The 21,294-nt window shown below is 62.4% G+C and carries 17 protein-coding genes; 13 read left to right on the plus strand and 4 right to left on the minus strand.

What is annotated here, in order from left to right:
• Positions 1–8: 8 nt before the first annotated feature.
• Positions 9–1,268, minus strand: a complete 1,260-nt coding sequence (locus ACQ4W7_RS22400; RefSeq protein WP_436533327.1) for a CaiB/BaiF CoA transferase family protein — start codon at positions 1,266–1,268, stop codon at positions 9–11.
• The gene (locus ACQ4W7_RS22405; protein WP_426074115.1) at positions 1,268–2,446 is read right to left on the minus strand and encodes an acyl-CoA dehydrogenase; all 1,179 of its coding nucleotides are present in this window, start codon (positions 2,444–2,446) and stop codon (positions 1,268–1,270) included. The genes ACQ4W7_RS22400 and ACQ4W7_RS22405 overlap by 1 nt, the downstream gene beginning before the upstream one ends.
• 160 nt (positions 2,447–2,606) lie before the next feature.
• Between ACQ4W7_RS22405 and ACQ4W7_RS22410 the strand changes: the two genes are divergently transcribed.
• Positions 2,607–3,512 carry a LysR substrate-binding domain-containing protein gene (locus ACQ4W7_RS22410; protein ID WP_436533329.1) on the plus strand — a complete coding sequence of 302 codons (906 nt, stop codon included), beginning with the start codon at positions 2,607–2,609 and terminating at the stop codon, positions 3,510–3,512.
• On the opposite strand, the gene ACQ4W7_RS22415 is transcribed toward ACQ4W7_RS22410, so the two are convergent.
• Both ACQ4W7_RS22415 and ACQ4W7_RS22420 read right to left on the minus strand, forming a co-directional pair.
• On the minus strand, positions 3,509–3,874 hold the full coding sequence (locus ACQ4W7_RS22415; RefSeq protein ID WP_436533331.1) for a VOC family protein: 366 nt from the start codon (positions 3,872–3,874) through the stop codon (positions 3,509–3,511). The genes ACQ4W7_RS22410 and ACQ4W7_RS22415 overlap by 4 nt on opposite strands.
• 79 nt (positions 3,875–3,953) lie before the next feature.
• A complete protein-coding gene (locus ACQ4W7_RS22420; protein ID WP_436533333.1) occupies positions 3,954–4,742 on the minus strand; it encodes an AraC family transcriptional regulator in 789 nt (262 codons plus the stop codon).
• A gap of 132 nt (positions 4,743–4,874) precedes the next feature.
• On the opposite strand from ACQ4W7_RS22420, the gene leuS reads away from it, so the two are divergent.
• From leuS to ACQ4W7_RS22480, 12 genes are all read left to right on the plus strand, one after another.
• Entirely contained in the window at positions 4,875–7,514 is a 2,640-nt protein-coding gene (gene leuS, locus ACQ4W7_RS22425; RefSeq protein WP_436533335.1) for a leucine--tRNA ligase, read from the plus strand.
• Positions 7,515–7,516: 2 nt separating this feature from the next.
• On the plus strand, positions 7,517–8,107 hold the full coding sequence (locus tag ACQ4W7_RS22430; RefSeq protein WP_436533337.1) for an LPS-assembly lipoprotein LptE: 591 nt from the start codon (positions 7,517–7,519) through the stop codon (positions 8,105–8,107).
• Between the two features lie 10 nt (positions 8,108–8,117).
• On the plus strand, positions 8,118–9,134 hold the full coding sequence (holA, locus tag ACQ4W7_RS22435; RefSeq protein WP_092802781.1) for a DNA polymerase III subunit delta: 1,017 nt from the start codon (positions 8,118–8,120) through the stop codon (positions 9,132–9,134).
• A 22-nt stretch (positions 9,135–9,156) separates the two neighbouring features.
• Entirely contained in the window at positions 9,157–10,428 is a 1,272-nt protein-coding gene (locus ACQ4W7_RS22440; RefSeq protein WP_436533339.1) for a glutamate-5-semialdehyde dehydrogenase, read from the plus strand.
• A 71-nt stretch (positions 10,429–10,499) separates the two neighbouring features.
• Complete coding sequence (locus ACQ4W7_RS22445) at positions 10,500–10,937, plus strand: CopD family protein (RefSeq protein ID WP_426074123.1); 438 nt, start codon at positions 10,500–10,502, stop codon at positions 10,935–10,937.
• Positions 10,938–10,947: 10 nt separating this feature from the next.
• Entirely contained in the window at positions 10,948–11,562 is a 615-nt protein-coding gene (locus ACQ4W7_RS22450) for a 2-hydroxychromene-2-carboxylate isomerase (RefSeq protein WP_436533342.1), read from the plus strand.
• A gap of 101 nt (positions 11,563–11,663) precedes the next feature.
• Positions 11,664–12,869, plus strand: a complete 1,206-nt coding sequence (locus ACQ4W7_RS22455) for a THUMP domain-containing class I SAM-dependent RNA methyltransferase (protein WP_426074125.1) — start codon at positions 11,664–11,666, stop codon at positions 12,867–12,869.
• Positions 12,870–12,943: 74 nt separating this feature from the next.
• The gene (locus ACQ4W7_RS22460) at positions 12,944–14,224 is read left to right on the plus strand and encodes a multidrug effflux MFS transporter (RefSeq protein ID WP_426074126.1); all 1,281 of its coding nucleotides are present in this window, start codon (positions 12,944–12,946) and stop codon (positions 14,222–14,224) included.
• A 202-nt stretch (positions 14,225–14,426) separates the two neighbouring features.
• Positions 14,427–16,589, plus strand: coding sequence for an HDOD domain-containing protein (locus ACQ4W7_RS22465; RefSeq protein WP_436533345.1), 2,163 nt, complete (start codon positions 14,427–14,429; stop codon positions 16,587–16,589).
• A 5-nt stretch (positions 16,590–16,594) separates the two neighbouring features.
• Entirely contained in the window at positions 16,595–18,799 is a 2,205-nt protein-coding gene (locus tag ACQ4W7_RS22470) for an EAL domain-containing response regulator (protein WP_436533347.1), read from the plus strand.
• 83 nt (positions 18,800–18,882) lie between these two features.
• Positions 18,883–20,406 carry an SEL1-like repeat protein gene (locus tag ACQ4W7_RS22475; RefSeq protein ID WP_436533452.1) on the plus strand — a complete coding sequence of 508 codons (1,524 nt, stop codon included), beginning with the start codon at positions 18,883–18,885 and terminating at the stop codon, positions 20,404–20,406.
• A gap of 181 nt (positions 20,407–20,587) precedes the next feature.
• A complete protein-coding gene (locus ACQ4W7_RS22480; RefSeq protein ID WP_436533349.1) occupies positions 20,588–21,292 on the plus strand; it encodes a DUF4197 domain-containing protein in 705 nt (234 codons plus the stop codon).
• Positions 21,293–21,294 lie beyond the last annotated feature (2 nt).

A 21,294-nucleotide genomic window follows, 5' to 3' on the forward strand; every position in this document is an offset into this window, starting at 1 on the left:
GTTTTTCTTTAGACGACCTTGCGTTCGCGCAAGCCGTCGATCTGGCCGCTATCGAGCCCCAGCCACTGCTGCAGCACTTCCTGCGTATGCTGCCCCAGCAACGGTGGCGGCAAGCGGTATTGCACCGGCGAGCCGGACAGGCGCACGGGATTGGCCACCAGCGCCACCGTGCCCGCCGTCGGATGCGGCATCTCGACTTTCATGCCACGCGCGACCACTTGCGGGTCGGCAAAGACCTGGTCGATGCGATTGACAGGGCCGCACGGCACGGCCTGCGCCTCGAAGGCGCTGATCCACTCGGCCGTCGTGCGCATGACGGTGGCCTGGCGCAGCAGCGGAATCAGGATGGCCCGGTGCGCCACGCGCTGCGGATTGGTGGCGAAGCGTTCGTCCTGCGCCCATTCCGGGTGGCCGGCGATGGCGCAAAAGCGCGAAAACTGCCCGTCGTTGCCGATCGCCAAAATCATGTCGCCATCGGCCGTGGGAAAGTCTTGATATGGAACAATGTTCGGATGCGCATTGCCCATGCGCTGGGGCACTTTTCCTCCGCACAGGTAATTGGCTGCCTGGTTGCCCAACGCCGCCACTTGCACGTCGAGCAAGGCCAGGTCGATATGCTGACCCAGGCCCGAGCGCTCGCGTTCGGCCAGCGCCGCCTGCACGGCGATGGTGGCGTACAGGCCCGTCATGATGTCCGTTTGCGCCACGCCCACTTTTTGCGGCCCGGCACCCGGCTGGCCATCGGGCACGCCCGTAATGCTCATCAAACCGCCCATGCCCTGGATCAAAAAGTCATAGCCGGCGCGCGCCGCGTACGGCCCGTCCTGGCCAAAGCCCGTGATCGAGCAGTAGACGAGGCGCGGGTTGAGTGCCAGCAAGCTGGCCGCGTCTAAACCATATTGCTTCAAGCCGCCCAGCTTGAAATTTTCCAGCAGCACGTCCGCCTCTTGCGCCAACTGGCGCACGAGGGCTTGCCCTTCAGGGGCGGCCAGGTCGATGCACAGGGAGCGCTTGTTGCGGTTGGCGCACTGGAAGTAGGCGGCCTCGGCGGTATCGCGGCCGTCTTCATCTTTCAGATACGGCGGGCCCCAGGAGCGCGTATCGTCGCCGCGGCCCGGCTGTTCAACCTTGACCACGTCGGCACCGAGGTCGGCCAGCATTTGCCCGGCCCACGGGCCGGCCAGCACGCGCGACAGGTCCAGCACGCGCAAGCCGACTAATGGCGCGGGCCGCAAGGTGGAGGCGAAGGTGGAAGCCAAGGCGTCCATTAGTTGAAGGCGGCGATGCCGGTGATGGCGCGGCCGATGATCAGTGCGTGCACATCGTGCGTGCCTTCATAGGTGTTGACCACTTCCAGGTTGACCAAGTGGCGGATGACGCCGAACTCGTCGGAAATGCCGTTGCCACCCATCATGTCGCGCGCCACGCGGGCGATGTCGAGCGCCTTGCCGCAGCTGTTGCGTTTCATGATCGAGGTGATTTCCACGGCGGGCGAGCCTTCATCCTTCATGCGGCCCAGACGCAAGCAGCCTTGCAAGCCCATGGTGATTTCCGTCAGCATGTCGGCCAGTTTCTTTTGCACCAACTGGTTCGCGGCCAGGGGACGGCCGAATTGCTGGCGGTCCATGGTGTACTGGCGTGCCTTCAGATAGCAGTCTTCGGCCGCGCCCAGCGCGCCCCAGGCGATGCCGTAGCGGGCGCTGTTCAGGCAAGTGAACGGGCCTTTCAGGCCGCGCACGTCGGGGAAGGCGTTTTCTTCCGGGCAAAACACTTCATCCATGACGATTTCGCCGGTGATGCTGGTGCGCAAGCCCACCTTGCCGTGGATCTCGGGTGCCGACAGGCCTTTCCAGCCTTTTTCCAGCACGAAGCCGCGGATCGCGCCTTCATCGTCCTTGGCCCAGACAACGAATACGTCGGCGATGGGGCTGTTGGTGATCCACATCTTGGCGCCGGACAGGCTGTAGCCGCCCGGGACCTTGCGCGCGCGCGTGACCATGCTGCCCGGATCGGAGCCGTGGTTTGGTTCCGTCAGGCCGAAGCAGCCGATGAATTCGCCCGTCGCCAGTTTCGGCAGGTATTTCTGTTTGGTTTCCTCGTTGCCGAAGGCATGGATCGGCACCATCACCAGCGACGATTGCACGCTCATCATCGAGCGGTAGCCCGAATCGACGCGCTCGACTTCGCGCGCAGCCAAGCCATAGCAAACGTAGTTCAGGCCGGCGCCGCCGTATTCTTCGGGAATGGTGGTGCCCAGCAAGCCCAGTTCGCCCATTTCGCGGAAGATGGCGGCATCCGTGCGGCCATGGCGGAACGATTCGAGTACGCGCGGCACCAGGCTGCCTTGGCAATAGTCGCGGGCCGCTTCCAGCACGGCGCGTTCGTCGCCCGTCAGTTGTTCTTCCAGCAGCAGGGGGGAATTCCAGTCGAATACGGTTTTGCTCATCACAGGCCTCGCAGGTGAGCGCCGATGATCGGCGCAAGATTGAATATGGCTCATGGTAGGTTTTTGCCTAGCCTTGCGCAAACGATTTTTTCGCACCCAGACATGCGTGTTACGCATATCTTGCGGCATACTAGGGGTCTTTCACCGGCCGGCTACCCCCATGTCACGCAAAATTCCGATGCTGCAAGCTTTAAATTGTTTCGAGGCGGCCGCGCGGCACCAGAGCTACACGCACGCGGCGCGCGAACTGTCGCTGACGCAAAGCGCCGTATCGCGGCAGATATCCTCTTTGGAAACTTTTCTTGGCGTGCAATTGTTTCAGCGCACGCGCCATGGCGTACTGCTGACCAGCGCCGGCGCCGCGTATGCGCGGCAGATTGCGGCGCGCCTCGATGGCCTGGAGCGAGACACGCTCGACACCATGGCGCGCCAGGGCGGGGGCGGCGCCCTGCAGCTCGCGTCCGTGCCCACCTTTGCCACGCGCTGGCTGATGCCACGCCTGGGCTCGCTGGCAGGGCTGCACCCCGACATCGTCGTGCATATCGACGCGTATACAAAACCGTTCATGTTTGCCGATACGGAATACGACGGCGCCCTGTATGCGGGCACGCCCGAGCAACTGGCGCGCTGGCCCGGCACGCGCGCCACTTTGCTCATGCACGAAGAAATCGTGCCCGTCGCCAGCCCGCGCCTGCTGGCGGCGCGCAGCGTCTGGCAGCCGCAGGATGTATTGGAACTGACCTTGCTGCAACAAAGTACGCGCCCGGGCGCCTGGCGCCAGTGGTTTGACGCCATGCAGGTCGAGGGAGAGGGGCGCGATGGGGCGCATTACGGCGCCCGCTATGAACTGTTTTCCATGCTGGCCATGGCGGCCGTGCAAGGGCAAGGCGCGGTCTTGCTGCCGCGCATGCTGGTCGAAGCAGAACTGGCGCGTGGCGAACTGCGCATCGTATGTGAACGCCCACTGCGCGGCCAGCGTGCGTATTACCTGATTACGCCCGAAACGGCACATGAAAAGACGGCCTTGCAGCAATTCCGGCTGTGGCTGCAAGGCGAAGCCGCTTAAACGACTTTGCTGGTATCGAAGTGGGGATTGTCGATGAAGCCGATCTGGTTGCCGAACGGGTCGAGCAATTCCACCGTGCGGATGCCGTCGCCCACGTCCGTGATCGGGTGGTGCAGGCTGCCGCCTAGTGCAACGATGCGTTCGACTTCCTGTTCGATGCCGTCCACGCCCCAGTACGTCACGCTGCCCTGCGTGCCCGGTTCACCGCCCGGCATCAGCCCAAGCTCGAAGCCGCCGATGGCAAAACCCACATAAAACGGCTGGTCGAAATAGGGTACTGTGTTGAATACCTGGCTGTACCAAGCCTTGGCCTTGTCCAGGTCGGGGACGGGATAGGTGACGGTGCGCAAGCCCTTGATCATGTTCTGCTCCTGATGAATGAAGAATGACGCCATCATGCCACCGGCGCGCAGCGCGTGATTGTAAAAATGGAAGGTGACGTTAGCTGTGGCGTTCCGCCAGCCAGGCATCGGGCGAACTGCGGGCGAAATCCTGGAAGTCGTGGATCAGGTGAGACTGGTCGAAATAACCGTATTGCAAGGCCACTTGCGCCCAGTCCGGCTGTCCCGCCAGGCTTTGCATGCCGGCGCTGGCAGCGCGAAAACGGCAGATACGGGCAAACAATTTCGGGCTGATGCCGACTTGCTGGCGAAATTGCAGCGCCAGGTGCTGGCGCGAGACGCCCAGCTGCTGCGCCAGGCCATCCACGCGCACCTGGCCGGATGCGCGCTCGATGGCCGCGATGGCATGCCCGGCCGCACCGGACTGGCGCAGTGGTGGTGCGGTGTGCAGGCGCAACAGCAGATAATCCTGCAAGATGGCGATGCGTTGCAGGTTGGACAAGGACTCGCTCCACAGGGCGTCACCCAGGCGTGCCGCCAACTCGCGGCCCCACAGTTGCTGCAGTCCCGTGCGGCCATCGCTGAGCTCGCACAAGGGCAGCTGGAAGAAGCGCGCCGCCTTGCCCGGCTTGAAGCGGGCCGCCACCGTCTGCACCAGCCCCAGGCTGACGACGGCAATCGGTGCCGTCATCATGCCCACGGCAAAGCTGGCATCCTGCTGGTCCTGGCACAGGATGTCGATGCAATTGTCGGGCAAGACCTGGTGCGTCAGCGGCGTGGCGCCCGTTTGCACGCGGCAGGTCCAGACGCAGTCCAGCCACGGCCGCAGGGCGGGAATGGGCAGATATTCCTGGTAGACGATCATGGCCGGACTTGAGGTAAAGAACAAGATTGCGTATATGTTACACAGCATAATTGCGCGCCGGCCAAAATATGCCAGCCCGGGGCGCCAGCGCGCCGCGCTATCGGGTGGCGACAACCAGTATAATGCTCGGTTCATATCCACTATTGGCCGCACATCATGCAAGATAAATATAGTCCCGCCGACGTCGAACAAGCCGCCCAATCGCACTGGAAGGCGATCGACGCCTACAAAGCCGTCGAACACGACCCACGTTTCCCAAAAGGCAAGTATTTTGCCTGCTCGATGCTGCCTTATCCTTCGGGCAAGCTGCACATGGGTCACGTGCGCAACTATACGATCAATGACGTGATGTACCGCTACCTGCGCATGAATGGCTACAACGTGCTCATGCCGATGGGCTGGGATGCGTTCGGCATGCCGGCAGAAAACGCGGCCATGGCCAACAATGTGCCGCCCGCGCAATGGACGTATTCGAACATCGCCCACATGAAGCAGCAGATGGAATCGATGGGCCTGGCCATCGACTGGTCGCGTGAAATGACCGCCTGCAAGCCTGAATACTACAAGTGGAACCAGTGGATGTTCCTGAAGATGCTGGAAAAAGGCATCATCTACAAGAAGACCGGTACCGTGAACTGGGACCCGATCGACCAGACCGTGCTGGCCAACGAACAGGTCGTCGACGGCCGCGGCTGGCGTTCGGGCGCGCTGATCGAAAAGCGCGAAATCCCCATGTACTACGCGCGCATCACCGATTACGCGGAAGAATTGCTGGCGTATGTGGACGACAAGCTGCCGGGCTGGCCCGAGCGCGTGCGCACCATGCAGACCAACTGGATCGGCAAGTCGACGGGCGTGCGTTTCGCCTTCCCGCATCAGATCAAGGACGCGAATGGCGCCCTGATCGGCGACGGCAAGCTGTATGTGTTTACCACCCGTCCGGACACCGTCATGGGCGTGACCTTCTGCGCCGTGGCCGCGGAGCACCCGCTGGCCATCCACGCCGCGCAAAGCAATCCTGCACTGGCCGCCTTCAATGCCGAGTGCAAGCTGGGCTCCGTCATCGAAGCGGACATGGCGACGATGGAGAAGAAGGGCATGCCGACCGGCCTGTTCGTCACGCATCCGCTGACGGGCGCGCAAGTGGAAGTCTGGGTCGGCAACTACGTCCTGATCACCTACGGCGACGGCGCCGTGATGGGCGTGCCGGCGCACGACGAGCGCGATTTCGGCTTTGCCAAGAAATACAATCTGCCGATCAAGCAAGTGATCGAAGTCAAGGGCCAGGAATTTTCGACGGACGCCTGGCAGGAATCGTATGGCAGCAAGGATGGCGTCTGCGTCGCCTCCGGCAAATACGACGGCCTGCATTTCGCTTCCGCCGTCGATGCGGTGGCCGCCGACCTGGCAGACCTGGGCCTGGGCGAAAAGAAAACCACCTTCCGCCTGCGCGACTGGGGCATTTCGCGCCAGCGCTACTGGGGCACGCCGATCCCGATGATCCATTGCGCCGATTGCGGCGTGGTGCCGGTGCCGGAAAAAGATCTGCCGGTGGTGCTGCCGGAAGACTGCGTGCCGGACGGCACGGGCAACCCGCTGAACAAATATGAAGCCTTCCTGCAGTGCGACTGCCCACAGTGCGGCAAGCCGGCGCGCCGCGAGACGGATACCATGGATACCTTCGTCGATTCGTCGTGGTACTACATGCGCTATACCTCGCCAGGCTCGAACGACGCCATGGTCGACGCGCGCAACGATTACTGGATGCCGATGGACCAGTACATCGGCGGCATCGAACACGCCGTCATGCACTTGCTTTACGCGCGCTTCTGGACCAAGATCATGCGCGATTTCGGCTTGGTCAAGTTCGACGAGCCATTCGTCAACCTGCTGACGCAAGGCATGGTGCTGAACGAAACCTACTTCCGCAAGGATGCGGTGGGCAAGACCACCTGGTTCAACCCGGACGACGTGCGCCTGTCGCTGGATGACAAAGGCCGTCCGCAAAGCGCCGTCCTGGTGGCCGACGGCCAGCCGGTGGAAATTGGCGGCACGGAAAAAATGTCGAAGTCGAAGAACAACGGCATCGACCCGCAAGCGCAGATCGAGCAGTATGGCGCCGACACGGCCCGTCTGTTCACCATGTTCGCCTCGCCGCCGGAACAGACGCTGGAATGGTCGGGCAGCGGCGTCGAAGGCGCAAACCGCTTCCTGCGCCGCGTGTGGAACTTCGGCTACGCCCAGTCGGCCACGATTCAAGCCGCGCTGGCTGGCGGCGCCGCACCGGCCACCGGCGATGCGCAGAAAAACCTGCGCCGCGAATTGCACAAGCTGCTGCAGCAAGCCGATTACGACTTGAAGCGCATCCAGTACAACACCGTGGTGTCGGCCTGCATGAAGATGCTCAATACGCTCGAATCGGCCAAGCTGGACGATAGCGCGCAGTCGAAAGCCCTGATCGCGGAAGGTTTCTCCATCTTCCTGCGCTTGCTGAACCCTGTCGCGCCGCACATCACCCACGTGCTGTGGCAGGAACTGGGCTACGCTGGCGCGCACGGCGACCTGCTCAACGCGCCGTGGCCGCAAGTCGACCCGCAAGCGCTGGAGCAGTCCGAGATCGAGATGATGATCCAGGTGAACGGCAAGCTGCGCGGCTCGATCACGGTGTCCAAGGATGCGGACAAGGCCAGCATCGAAGCGGCCGCGCTGGCGTGCGAGAGTGTGCAAAAGTACGTCGAGACCACGCCGAAGAAGATCATCGTCGTGCCAGGCAAGTTAATCAGCATCGTGGTGTAATCATGACGACTTCCTCTCAAGTATCGCTGTTGGGCCGCCGTGCCGTGCTGGCTTTGGGTCTGACTGTCCTGCTGTCAGCCTGCGGCTTTCATTTGCGCGGTTCGAACGGCAGTTTCATGCTGCCGTTCGCGACGATGTACATCGGCTTGCCCGACACATCGCCGCTGGCGATCGGCTTGAAACGCTATATCCGCGCCATTGGCAGCACGGAGGTGGTCAATACCAAGGAGGGCGCCGACGCTGTCCTTGAGGTGCTGAACGACCCGGAGAGGAATCGTAGCAAGACCATTTTGTCGCTGAACAAAAATGGCCGCGTGCAAGAGTACCAGCTCGGCTATTCGATCAATTTCCGCGTGCTGGACAAGGCTGGCAACCAGTTGCTGGCACCGACGACCATCAGCCTGGTGCGCCCGATCACCTTCGATGAATCGCAGGTGCTGGCCAAGGAAACCGAGGAAGCGGCGCTGTACCGCGACATGCGCAATGACCTGGTGCAGCAGATCATGCGCCGCCTGGCGGCCATCAAGCCGGTGCTGCCGGCCATGTCGGTGGCGCCCGTGACGCCGGTCGCGCCGGCAGCCCCGCAGCAGTAACGGGGACGCCATGCAATTGCGGATAGACGCGCTCGATGGGCATGTGGCCAAGCCGCTGGCGCAGCTGTATGTGATCACCAGCGACGAACATTTGCTGGCGCTGGAAGCGGCCGACAAGATCCGCCGCGCGGCGCGCGCGCAGGGTTACTCCGAGCGCGATGTGCTGACGGTGGAACGCAGCTTCAAATGGGGCGAACTGCTGGCGGCGAACCAGGAGCTATCGCTGTTCGGCGATAAAAAACTGATCGAGCTGCGCATCCCTACCGGCAAGCCGGGCAAGGATGGCGGTGCGGCGCTGCAAAGCTATGCCAAGAACCTCAGTCCCGACAACCTGACCCTGATCACCTTGCCCAAGCTGGACTGGGCCACGCAGAAGGCTGCCTGGGTCGCCAGCCTGCAGCAGGCGGCCGTGTATATCGAGATTCCGAATGTGGAACGGGCGCAGTTGCCGGCCTGGATATCCCAGCGCCTGGCCGCGCAGGGGCAGAGTGCCGAACGGGCCAGCATCGACTTCATCGCCGAACGGGTGGAGGGCAATTTGCTGGCGGCACACCAGGAAATCCAGAAACTGGGCTTGCTGCATGCGGCGGGCAAGCTGACGTATGAGCAAGTGCAGGACGCGGTGCTGAATGTGGCCCGCTACGATGTCTTCAAGCTGTCCGAGGCCATGCTGGCCGGCGATCCGGCGCGCCTGGTGCGCATGCTCGAAGGCTTGAAAGGTGAGGGCGAGGCGCTGCCGCTGGTCTTGTGGGCCGTCTCCGAAGAGATCCGCACGCTGTTAAAATTGAAGGCCGGCATGGCGCAAGGTCGCCCATTGGGCGCGCTGCTGAAGGAATACCGTATCTGGGGACCGCGCGAGCGGATGATGGAACCGGCCCTGCGGCGCATTTCGCTGCCCGTGCTGGAAGCGGCGCTGCAGCAGGCGGCGCAGGTGGACAAGATGATCAAGGGCTTGCGTGCCAAGGGCTACGCGGGCGATGCCTGGGATGCCATGCTGCAACTGGGCCTGAAGATCGCCCGAGGCTAGTTTTTACACTATGGATACGAGCATGGACATTACAGAATATATGCAGGACGTGGGGACGCGCGCGCGCGCCGCTTCGCGCGCCATGGCGCGTGCCGACAGCGCCACGCGCAACCGCGCCTTGACCCTGATCGCCGCCGCCATCGTGCGCGATGCCGATCTGCTGCGCGCGGCCAACCAGCGCGACCTCGATGCGGCTGCTGCCGCCGGCTTGGCGCCGGCCATGCTGGACCGTCTGACCCTGTCCGACGCCGCCATCGCCACCATGGTCGAAGGCTTGACGCAGATCGTCGCGCTGGCCGACCCGATCGGCGAAATCTCGAACATGAAATTCCGCCCGACGGGCATCCAGGTGGGACAGATGCGCGTGCCGCTGGGCGTCATCGGCATTATCTATGAAGCGCGTCCGAACGTGACAGTGGACGCGGCAGGCCTGTGCATCAAGAGCGGCAACGCGACGATTTTGCGCGGCGGCTCGGAAGCCATCCATTGCAACCGCGCGCTGGCCAAACTGGTGGCGGAGGGCTTGCTGGGAGCAGGCCTGCCGGCCGATGCCGTGCAAGTCATCGATACCACCGACCGCGCCGCCGTCGGTGCCCTGATCACCATGCCGCAATACGTGGACGTCATCGTGCCGCGCGGCGGCAAGGGCTTGATCGCGCGCCTGATGGAAGAAGCTACCGTGCCGATGATCAAGCACCTCGATGGCATCTGCCACGTGTATATCGACGCCAAGGCGGATCTGAAAAAAGCGATCGATATCGGCTTCAACGCGAAGTGCCACCGCTACGGCACCTGCAACACCATGGAAACGCTGCTGGTGTCGCGCGCCATCGCCGCTACCGTGCTGCCGCAGCTGGCTGAACTGTACCTGACCAAGCAGGTGGAGCTGCGCGCCGATCCGGAAAGCCATGCGATCCTGGCCGCCGCTGCTTATCCGCACCTGGTGCCCGCCACCGAAGAAGACTGGTCCACCGAATACCTGGCCGCGATCCTGTCGGTGAAGGTGGTCGACGGCATCGACGAAGCGATGGACCACATCAACCAGTATTCATCGAAGCACACGGAAGCTATCATTACGGAAGACTACAGCGATGCGCTGCGCTTCCTGCGCGAAGTTGATTCCGCTTCGGTGATGGTGAACGCATCGACGCGTTTTGCCGATGGTTTTGAATATGGCCTGGGCGCCGAGATCGGCATCTCGAACGACAAGCTGCACGCGCGTGGCCCGGTGGGACTGGAAGGCCTGACATCGCTCAAGTACGTGGTCTTTGGCCACGGTGAAGTACGCAAGTAGTCTTTCTTCGCGGGTGGCTCACGAGGCTGCCCGTGCGCTCATTTCTGTATCTTTCTGACACTGGGAACCCCATGCTCTTTCTCTGGACCAAAGCCTTCCATATCATCTTCGTCATGTCCTGGTTTGCCGGCCTGTTTTATTTGCCGCGTATTTTCGTGAACTTGGCGATGGAAACGGAAACGGTGGCCACCGAGCGACTGTTGCTGATGGCGCGCAAGTTGTACCGCTTCATGTCCCTGCTGGCGCTGCCGGCGATGGTGCTGGGGCTGGCGTTGATGTGGATGCTGTACGGTGGGGGCGAAGGCCGCGTGAAGATGCCGGGCTGGATGCACGCCAAGCTGACGTTCGTGGTGCTGCTGCTCGGCTACCACCACGCCTGCGGTTCCATCCTGCGCAAGTTTGAAAAAGGCGTCAACAAGCGTAGCCACACCTGGTTCCGCTGGTTTAATGAAGTACCGGTGGTGATGCTGCTGGCCGTCGTCGTGCTGGTCGTGGTCAAGCCTTTCTAAGGGAATCGAGATGAGTGCAAGCCAGAGGAAAGTCGTGCAGTATTTCTTCGCGCCCCACTCGCCATGGACCTACCTGGGGCATGCGCGCCTGATGGCCATCGCCGCGAAGACGGGCGCGCAGATCGACGTGCGCCCCTTTGACCTGGGCAAGGTCTTCAGTGTCTCGGGCGGTTTGCCGCTGGCCAAGCGCGCACCGCAGCGCCAGGCGTATCGCCTGGCCGAACTGGCGCGCTGGTCGGCTTTTTTGCAAGTGCCGCTGACCTTGCAGCCGAAGTTCTTCCCCGTGTCGCCGGAAGCCTCGGCCAAACTGATCATCGCCACACGCCTGGCGCACGGCGTGGAGGCATCGCTGAACCTGGCGCACGCCATCATGCGTGGCCTGTGGGCTGAAGAGCGCAACATCGGCGACGAGGAAACCCTGGTGCAGATCGCCACCGATACCGGTTTCGACGGCCGCCAGCTGCTGAAGACGTCGGAAACGGCCAGCGTGCAGGCAGAATATGACGCCAACACGGAAGCGGCGACTGCCGCCAGCGTCTTCGGCTCGCCGTGGTACATCGTTGATGGCGAAGGATACTGGGGCCAGGACCGCCTCGATTTTGTCGAGCGCGCGCTGGCAGGGTAGTCAAGCAAAAGCAGTTTTTTAAATGTAGTATTTTTTAACGTAGTAAGCAGCGCCTGTAATTTAGCGGGCGTTCAACACAATGGAATAAGGGTACACCAACCATGGCTTCATATTTTTGCCCATGCCCGCGTGGCATGGAAGCGGCACTGGCCGAGGAACTGGGCGAGATCGCCCAGGAGAGTTCGACCATGAAGGTCCACAACCAGGTACCGGGCGGCGTACACTGCTCGGGCGACTTGCTCGATTCCTACCGCATTAACCTGCATTCGCGCATCGCTTCGCGCGTGCTGATGCGCATGGCCCATTCCGGCTACAAGACGGAAAACGATATTTATGACCTGACCCTGGCGCAATCCTGGGAAGATTGGTTCGGCGTGCACCACACGATCCGTGTCGACGTCACGGCCGTGAAATCGCCGCTGCGCAGCCTGGAATTCACGACATTGAAAATCAAGGATGCGATCTGCGACCGCTTCCGCGACCAGTTCAACGAGCGTCCATCGGTCAACACCAAGACGCCGGACATGCGCATCGTCGGCTTCCTCGATGCGAACACGTTTACCGTGTATCTCGACACCTCGGGCGAAGCGCTGTTCAAGCGCGGCTGGCGCGAAGAGACGGGCGACGCGCCGCTGCGTGAAAACCTGGCCGCCGGCCTGCTGCGCGTGTCGGGCTGGAAGCCGGGCATGGTGCTGTTCGACCCGATGTGCGGTTCCGGCACCATCCTGGCCGAAGCGGCGCAGATGCTGCAAGGCATTCCGCCGGGCGCTACGCGCCAGTTCGCCTTTGAAAACTTCCACGACTTCGATCCGGCGCCGTGGAATGCCATGAAAAACGCCATCAAGGTCAATCCGCTGCCGGCCGAACCGACTATTTTCGGCAGCGACATCTCGGGCGACATGGTGGCCATGACGCGCCATAACCTGCGTTGCGCCGGCGTGCGCTTCGACGTGCCCTTGAAACAGATCGAGGCGCAGGAAGTCAAGCCGCCAAGCGACGTGCCGGGCATCATGCTGACCAATCCGCCGTACGGCGAGCGTATCGGCGTGCGCGGCGACAGTACCATCCCGGAAGATGAATTGTCGACGTCCTTCTATTCGGCAATGGGCACGACCCTGAAGCAGCGTTTCGCCGGCTGGACGGTGTTCCTCTTCACGGCCGACCTGGGCCTGCCCAAGCTGCTGCGCTTGAAAGAAGCGCGCAAGACGCCGTTCTTCAATGGCGCGCTGGAATGCCGTTTGTTCCGCTTTGATATGGTGGCGGGTTACAACCGCCGTGAAGAAGCAAAACCGAAACCACAGCAGTAAGCGTTCACCGCAAGACACCCGCAGTAACCCCGCGCGCGGACCAATGCCAGTCCGCGCGCCACTTTGGATCCGCCATGTTTCCCACCCCTCCGGCCAATGTGCCGCCCGACCCGGTCACGCCCGTTCCGCCTCCCACACCGAGCCACATGGCGCCGCTGAGCCGCGGTGCGCTGGCCATGATGCTGGCCGGGTTGTCGATGCTGGGACCTCTGTCGATCGACACGTATCTGCCCGCCTTTGGCGCGATCCAGGGTTCGCTGCAAGCCTCGCCGCTGGAAGTGCAGCAGTCGCTGACGTTCTATATGCTGGCCTTTGCCGGCATGGTGCTGTGGCATGGCGCGATCTCGGATACCTTCGGCAGGCGCAATGTCATCCTCGTGTCGCTGCTGATGTTTGCCATCGGCTCGCTCGGCTGCGCTTCGGCGCACACGGTGCACTATCTGTGGTTCTTCCGCATCATGCAGGGCGTCTCGGCCGGCGCCGGCGTGGTGATCAGCCGCGCCATCATCCGCGACCTGTACGCGGATGCAGCGGCGGCGCGGCTGTTGTCGCTGGTGACGATGATCTTTTCCATCGCCCCGGCCGTGGCGCCGATTCTTGGCGGCTGGATCGTCATCTGGTTCGACTGGCGCTCGATCTTCCTGTTCCTCGCCTTTTACACGGTGGTGCTGCTGGCGTTCTGCTACTGGCGCCTGCCTGAAACCCTGCCGATGGAAAAGCGCCAGCCTTTCAATCCCCGCTTCCTGGCATCGAGCTATGGTCAAATCCTGCGCTCACCCCTGTTCCACATCAAGGCCGGCATCGTCGCCCTCAATTTCGCGGGCCTGTTCCTGTTCATCACGGCAGCACCGGAAATGCTGCCCAAGCAGCTGGGCCTGGGGCCATCGCAATTCGCCTGGCTGTTCATCCCGTGCGTGAGCGGGATTTTCATGGGGGCACTGGCGGCCAACCGCATCGCCGGCAAGGTGACGTTCGCGCGCCAGATCGGCATCGGCTTTGCCTTCCTGCTGTGCGCTGCCAGCGTCAATGTCGTGTATCACCTGTTCCTGCCGCCATCCTTGCCCTGGTCGGTGCTGCCCCTGTTCTTCTACACCTTCGGCATGTCGCTGGTGGGGCCGGGCGCGACCCTCCTGGCGCTCGATCTGTTCCCGCATATTCGCGGCACGGTGGCTTCGTGCCAGTCGTTTGCCAGCACCTTGCTGGGCGCCGTGGTGGCCGGCGTGATCTCGCCGCTGCTGTCCGGTTCCGTGTTGTGGCTGGCCTCGGGCCAGCTGGCGTTTACGGCCCTGGCGTTGGCGCTGTGGCTGATCTCGCGGCGCTTCCGCCACCGTTTGCTGGGTTCCTTCAAGGCATGAGTTTCCATGCCAGAACGCTGGATTTATTTCAACTTAATTTTCTATATTGCAAGTAATATTCGGCGCTTATGATAAGATGACTTCTTTTCCCGGCATCCTCTCAGGCGACATTTTTTGGGTTACAGGAGTAGAGGATTCCTCTGACGTGGCCGCGCTTCGCTGCTAAGCGCTTATCCTTTTCGAACCGGCAATGCCTGATACGATGCATCAATCTGATCAAGATATTCGCAATCGCCTGCTGATTGCCCGCCTGCCGGCCATGCCGCAGATTCTCATCAAGCTGATAGCCCACTTGCAGGCCGACGATGCCGGCATGCCAGAGCTGGCCGCGCTGATCGCCAAGGATGCCGGCATGACCAGCAAGATCCTCGGCGTGGCCAACAGCTCGGCCTACCATCGCCAGAGCAAGGTCGTCAGCCTGGAACAGTCGCTCGTGTCGCTGGGCACGGACATGATCAAGACCCTGGTCATCAGCGAATCCGTCTTCCAGACCTTCAACAGCTTTCCCCATTCCGGCAGCACGGATTTGCGCGCCTTCTGGAAAAGCTCGCTGTCGGCCGCCGTCATGGCGCGCGCGCTGGCCAAGGCCATGGCCTATCCGCACGTCGAGGAAGCGTACCTGGCGGGATTGCTGCACAACGTGGGCCGCCTGGCTTTGCTGGCTACGGCGCCGAAGGAATACGCGTTCAATTTCACGGCGCGCGACGATGCCGCCCTGTGCGCGGTGGAGCAGCGCACCTTGCAGATCACGCATGCCGAAGCGGGCGCCTGGCTGATCGAACGCTGGCATCTCGATTCCTTCCTGGCCGACAGCGTGCTGTATCACCACGAACCGTTGGCGCGCCTGGAAGCGAGCCATCCTTTGATCCGCATCGTGCGCCTGGCGCACCTGCTGTGCTGCCATGCCGACGATGCGGACGAGGCTGAGTCCATCACGCAGGCGGCAAGCCTGTGCGCGCTGGACGTCGAGGTATTGGAAGACCTGGCCGGCAGCGTCGCGCGCCAGGTGGAGCAGGCCGCGCAGCACCTGGGCATTGACCTGTCTGGCGCGGACGATATCGTCACCCCGCCCGCGTATGCGCCGCCATCCGTCGATCCGGTGCGGCAGCGCCTGTCCGACGAAGTGCGCAACATGGTGCTGGTTTCCGAAGTGGGGCAGACCTTTGCCCGGCAACAGGGCGAGAGCAAGCTGCTCGAAGCCATCACGCGCTCGGCGCGCATCCTGTTCGACTTTGACACCGCCGTCATCCTGCTGCAAAACCCCACCGGCCATGCGCTGGTGGGTGTGGCTGCGGGCGAACATCAGCAGCGCCTGGCCGGCTTCTCGATCCCGCTGGCCAAGGGCGGGCCCTTGGCCGCCTCGGCGCTGGAGTGCGCGCTGGCGTTCCTGAAACGCGACATGCCGGCGCTGGGCATTGTCGAGGAGCAGCTGTTCCGCATTCTCGGCACAGACAGCCTGGTCTGCGTGCCTTTGGCGTCGGGCCAGCGCAGCCTTGGGGTACTGATCGGCGGCGTGGCGGCGTGGCAGATTCCCGCTTGCCAGAAGCGCGAGGGTTTTCTGCGCGCGTATGCCAACCAGGCCGCTACGGCGCTGGAAACGGCCATCAGTGCGCGCGGCCTGGCTCGACGCCAGCTCGATCACGTGGCCGAGGAATACCGCGCCGCGTCGCGCCGCGTCGTGCATGAAGTGAATAATCCGCTGTCCATCATCAAGAACTATCTGAGCGTACTCGATCACAAGCTGGAGAAACAGGAGCCGGTCACGGGCGAGATGGCTATCCTGAACGAGGAAATCGACCGTGTCGGACAGTTGATCGGCGGCCTGGCCGATTTGCAGCCCATGGACGCGGGTGGCGTGACCGATTGCGCGCGCGTGGTCGATGATGTGCTGCGATTGTTCCGCGCCACCGACTTCCTGCCGCCGAAAATCGAGGTGGTCACGCGCATGCAGGACGCGCCATGCGAGGTGGAGGCCGATGCCGACATGCTCAAGCAAATTCTGCTCAACCTGCTGAAAAACGCCGTCGAAGCGCTGCCCGATGGCGGGCGCATCGAAGTGGCGAATCGGGGCCACGTTAACCGCGACCGTCGCCTGTATCTGGAATTGTGCGTTAGTGATAATGGTGCCGGCCTGGCGCCGGAGGTGCTGGCCAATCTGTTTTCTCCCGTGCGCAGCAACAAGGACGGGGCGCATCACGGCCTGGGCCTGTCCATCGTGCATGACCTGGTAAGCCGCCTGCATGGCGTGATTGGTTGCCGCAGCAGCAAGTCCGGCACGTCGTTTGAAATTTTACTGCCCATTCCCGTGCCGACGAGTGCAGCAGCCGCGCTGCCCGCACCCGGCAATACCGCCTTGTCTGCGTAACGTCCATGAACTCCTCCGCCATTCCATTTGACCTGGGAAACAGCCCGCGCATCCTGCTCGTCGATGACGAGCCCCGCCTGCTCGCCTCCCTCCACGAATTGTTGAAGGACCGCGGCTACCAGCTGTACACGGCCACCTGCGGCAGCGAGGCGCTGGCGCAATTGTCGAAACTGCGCTTCGACCTGATCCTGCTCGATTTGCGCCTGCCCGATATGAGCGGTCATGAAATCATGGACCACATCAACCGGCGCGGCATCGAAGGCGACGTGATCGTCATGAGCGGCGACGTCGGCATCGAGGCGGCCATCGGTGCCTTGAAGCGTGGCGCCTACGATTATCTGCGCAAGCCCTACAGCCGCGAGGAGCTGCTCAAGACGGTGGAGAACGCGCTGCAAAAGCGCAAGCTGGCGCTGGAGAACGAGCGCATCGCGCTGCAGCTGGAAAACTCCGAAAAGATGTACCGCTACCTGGTCGATAGCTCGCCCGACATCATCTATACCCTGAATCACGAAGGCCGCATCACCTTCATCAACGACAGGGTGCATCAGTTGCTGGGCTTTGGCCGCGAAGAGCTGATTGGCAGCCATTATTCGATTCTCGTGCACGATGAAGACCAGGAGCGGGCGCGCTATGCCTTCAATGAGCGCCGCCTCGACGAGCGCGCCTCGCGCAATGTGGAACTGCGCCTGAAATGCCATAGCGGTAGCGGCAGCGACCGTACCTTCAACAACACGCTGATGACGATTCCGCTCAATTCGATCGGCATGCACAGTCACGATCAGGAAGCGAAAAAGCAGGAGTACTTCGGCACCTACGGCGTGGCGCGCGACATCACCGACCGCAAGCGCGCCGAGGAAGTCATCTCTTACCAGGCTTATCACGACATCCTGACGGACCTGCCGAATCGCATGCTGTTCAAGGATCGCCTGGGACTGGCCGTGATCCAGGCGCGGCGCAAGCTGACGGAACTGGCCGTGATGTTCATCGATCTCGATCGCTTCAAGCTGGTTAACGATACCCTGGGCCACGTGAAGGGCGACGAGCTGCTGCAGCAGGTGGCGCTGCGCCTGAAGGATTGTTTGCGCCGCGGCGATACGCTGGCGCGCCAGGGCGGCGACGAATTCACCATCGTGCTGCCGGAACTGCGCGACCGCCAGGATGCGCGCCTGATCGCCGACAAATTCCTCGAATGCCTGCACCAGCCCTTCGACCTCGATGGTAACCAGGTACATATTTCGGCCTCCATCGGCATCGCCATCTACCCGGGCGACGGCGAGACCATCGACGAGCTGCTGCGCCATGCCGACATCGCCATGTACCAGGTCAAGGCGCTGGGTAAGAATGGCCACAGTTTTTATCACGAGTCCATGCTCGATGTGTCGCACCAGAAGATCGCGCTCGAGCAAAGCCTGCGCAAGGCGCTGGAACTGAACCAGCTGGAGATGTATTACCAGCCGCAGGTGGACGTGATGACGGGCCGCATCGTTGGCGCCGAAGGCCTGATGCGCTGGAACCACCCGCAGCGGGGCTTGCTGACGGCCGGCGAATTCCTGCCGTTTGCCGAGGAAAACGGCTTGATGTTGCCGATCTCGGACTGGATGCTGGGCGCCCTGTGCCGCGACCTGGTGCAGTGGGACGCGGCCGGCGGCGAAGCCGTGCGCCTGTCGCTGAATCTGTCGCCGCAATACCTGGACCGGGGCGACTTTTTCGAGAAGATGCGCGGCGCGCTGACGCGCTATGGCATTGCGCCGGAAAAGATCGAAGTGGAAATCACGGAAAACATCTGCATCCGCAATCCGCAATATGCGATCGAGCAGTTGAACAAGCTGTGCCAGCTGGGCGTGTCGGTCGCCATCGACGATTTCGGCACCGGCTATTCCTCGCTGTCGTATCTGCACCGCTTCCCCATCCATACCATCAAGATCGACCAGTCGTTCGTCAAGGAAATCCATGACGAGCATGGACACTATCCCGTCATCCTGGCCATCATCTCGATCGCGCGCGGCCTGGGGCTGCACCTGATTGCCGAAGGCGTGGAGACGGAAGGCCAGGCGCGCTATCTGCAGGACAAGGGTTGCACCACGATGCAGGGCTATCTGTACCACCGGCCCATTTCTCTGGGCAGCTTCATCGGCGTGCTGCAGGAGCAGAATCGCCTGCTCGCCGATGCCGCACCGGGCGCACCGCAGCTGCTCGCCATCGAGGCCTGACCGTGCCGCTTGCCGCTCCCCGCTACACGGCTGCGCATTACACGGCTGCTCATTACACTGCTGCTCATTACACTGCTGATTACCTGCGCCTGAAAGGACTGGCCGAGAAGGGCAATGCGAATGCCCAGCACGGCCTGGGCTTCATGTATTTCAATGGCCAGGGTATCGAGCAAAGCTATGCGCTTGCATTGCACTGGTATGGCCTGGCTGCCGCGCAGGGACTCGAGCACGCGCAATACAACCTGGGTGTCATGTGCCAGAAGGGGCAGGGTGTGGCACAGGATTTTGTGCAGGCCGCGCACTGGTACCAGCAGGCGGCCGAGCAAGGTTACGCGGCGGCGCAGTACAACCTGGGCTGGCTGTATGCCAAGGGCCAGGGACTCGCGCAAGATAGCGGGCAAGCCATGCTGTGGTTCAGTCGCGCGGCCGAGCAGGGCGACGCGGGGGCGCAAAACAATCTGGGCATGATGTATGACAATGGCAAGGGCGTGCCGCAGGATTTTGTGCAAGCCATCGCCTGGTATCGCAAAGCGGCCGAACAGGGTTATGCGCGCGCCCAGTTCAACCTGGGCCTGCGCTACGACAATGGCCAGGGCGTGCGCCAGGACCGCCAGCAGGCGAGCGCCTGGATGCGCAAGGCGGCCGAGCAAGGCTATGCGCCGGCCCAGTTCAATCTGGCATTGCGCTATGAAAACGGCGACGTGCTGCCGCAGGACAGCGGGCAGGCGATCATCTGGTACCGGCGCGCCGCTGAGCAGGGCCATGCCAGTTCGCAGTTCAATCTGGGTCTGATCTATGACAATGGCCAGGGCGTGCCCTGCGATAAGCAGGCGGCACTCGACTGGTATGTCAGGGCGGCAGGGCAGGGGCACGCGGCGGCCCAGCACAACTTGGGCCTGCACCATGAACATGGCGCGCAAGACTATACCCGGGCGCAGGTGTTCTATCGCCAGGCGGCCGGGCAGGGCTTTCCCGCCGCGCAGTATCAGCTGGGACTCCTGCATGAGCATGGACAGGGCACGCCGGTCGATGCGCAAGAAGCCATCTTCTGGTACCGCAAGGCGGCAGATCAGGGACATGTGCGGGCGCAGTTCGACCTGGGTCTGCGCTACGAACATGGCCAGGGCATGCCGCAGGATCTGTCACTGGCGCTGGAGTGGTACCGCCGCGCCGCCGAGCAGGATTATGCGCCGGCGCAATACATGCAGGGCGTTTTGCACGACCGCGATGATGGTCCTGCGCCCGACAGCCAGCTGGCCTGCGCCTGTTATTGCCGTGCCGCCGCGCAGGGCCACAGCCTGGCCCAGTTTGCGCTGGGCCTGCGGCATGACAATGGCCAGGATGTGCCGCAGGATTATGCTGCTGCCTGGGACTGGTATGCGCTGGCCGCGCGCCAGGGCCATGCGCGGGCGCAAATGAATCTGGGCTTGATGGCGGCCAGCGGTCAGGGTGGCCCGCTCGATTTGCAGCAGGCATATATCTGGCTGTCGATGGCCGTCGCGGCCGGCGTGGCCGGTGCGGAAAAATCCTTGCGCCAGACAGCGGCGCGCATGCGCGAGACAGATCTGACGCGGGTGCGCGAACATCTGGCGGCGATAGCAGGCTGAGCTGCGCCGCCGGCGTTAGCGTGCGCGGATACAACAGCAGGTACTGTATAGTCTTTTCCCTTCGCCATCTGTGGCGCCCCTTGTTTCCCCCCAAACGCAAAAATTGCTGCAGTATTTGCAGTTTTGATGTGCTAAGGTTCCAGAAGAAGGTGGTCTGTCTATTCTTTAGAAAAGGAAAACCATGCGCCTGAACCCTTTCCCTGGCCGTCCGGCCGCCATCCTGTGTGCGCTGGTGTTGCTGTCGTCTGGCGCCAGCGCCGCCAGTCCTCTGGATGCCCTTAGCAACCAGGATGCCAGCAATGGCTTGAAAGCTGCACTGGAAGCCGGTTCCGCGGCCGCCGTATCGAAACTGGGGGTCGAGAATGGTTTCCTGAGCAATGACAAGGTCAAAATCAAGCTGCCAGGTATCCTGGAGCAAGCCCAGCCTTTGTTGAAAATGACGGGGCGCGGCCAGCAATTGGACGATCTGGTGGTGTCGATGAACCGTGCCGCCGAGTCGGCAGTGCCCATGGCCAAGCCCTTGCTGCTCGACGCGGTCAAATCGATGAGCGTGAGCGATGCGAAAAATATCCTGTCCGGTGGCAGCACTTCAGTGACGGACTTTTTCCGCCAGAAAACTTCGGCGCCGCTGGCCGTCAAATTCCTGCCGATCGTGAAATCCGTGACCGACCGTTCCGGCTTGGCCAGCAAGTACAACAGCACCATGAGCCAGATCGGCAAGACAGGATTGGTGCCGCAGCAGCAATCGACGGTGGAAGGCTATGTCACGGACCGGGCGCTTGACGGCCTGTACCTGATGATAGGCGAGGAAGAGAAAGCCATCCGCAGTAATCCGCTCGCTTACGGCAGCAAGATTATCGGCAAAGTGTTTGGCAGTTTGAAGTGACT

Source organism: Janthinobacterium algoris (assembly GCF_051380935.1).
In the GTDB taxonomy this organism is placed as follows: domain Bacteria; phylum Pseudomonadota; class Gammaproteobacteria; order Burkholderiales; family Burkholderiaceae_D; genus Janthinobacterium.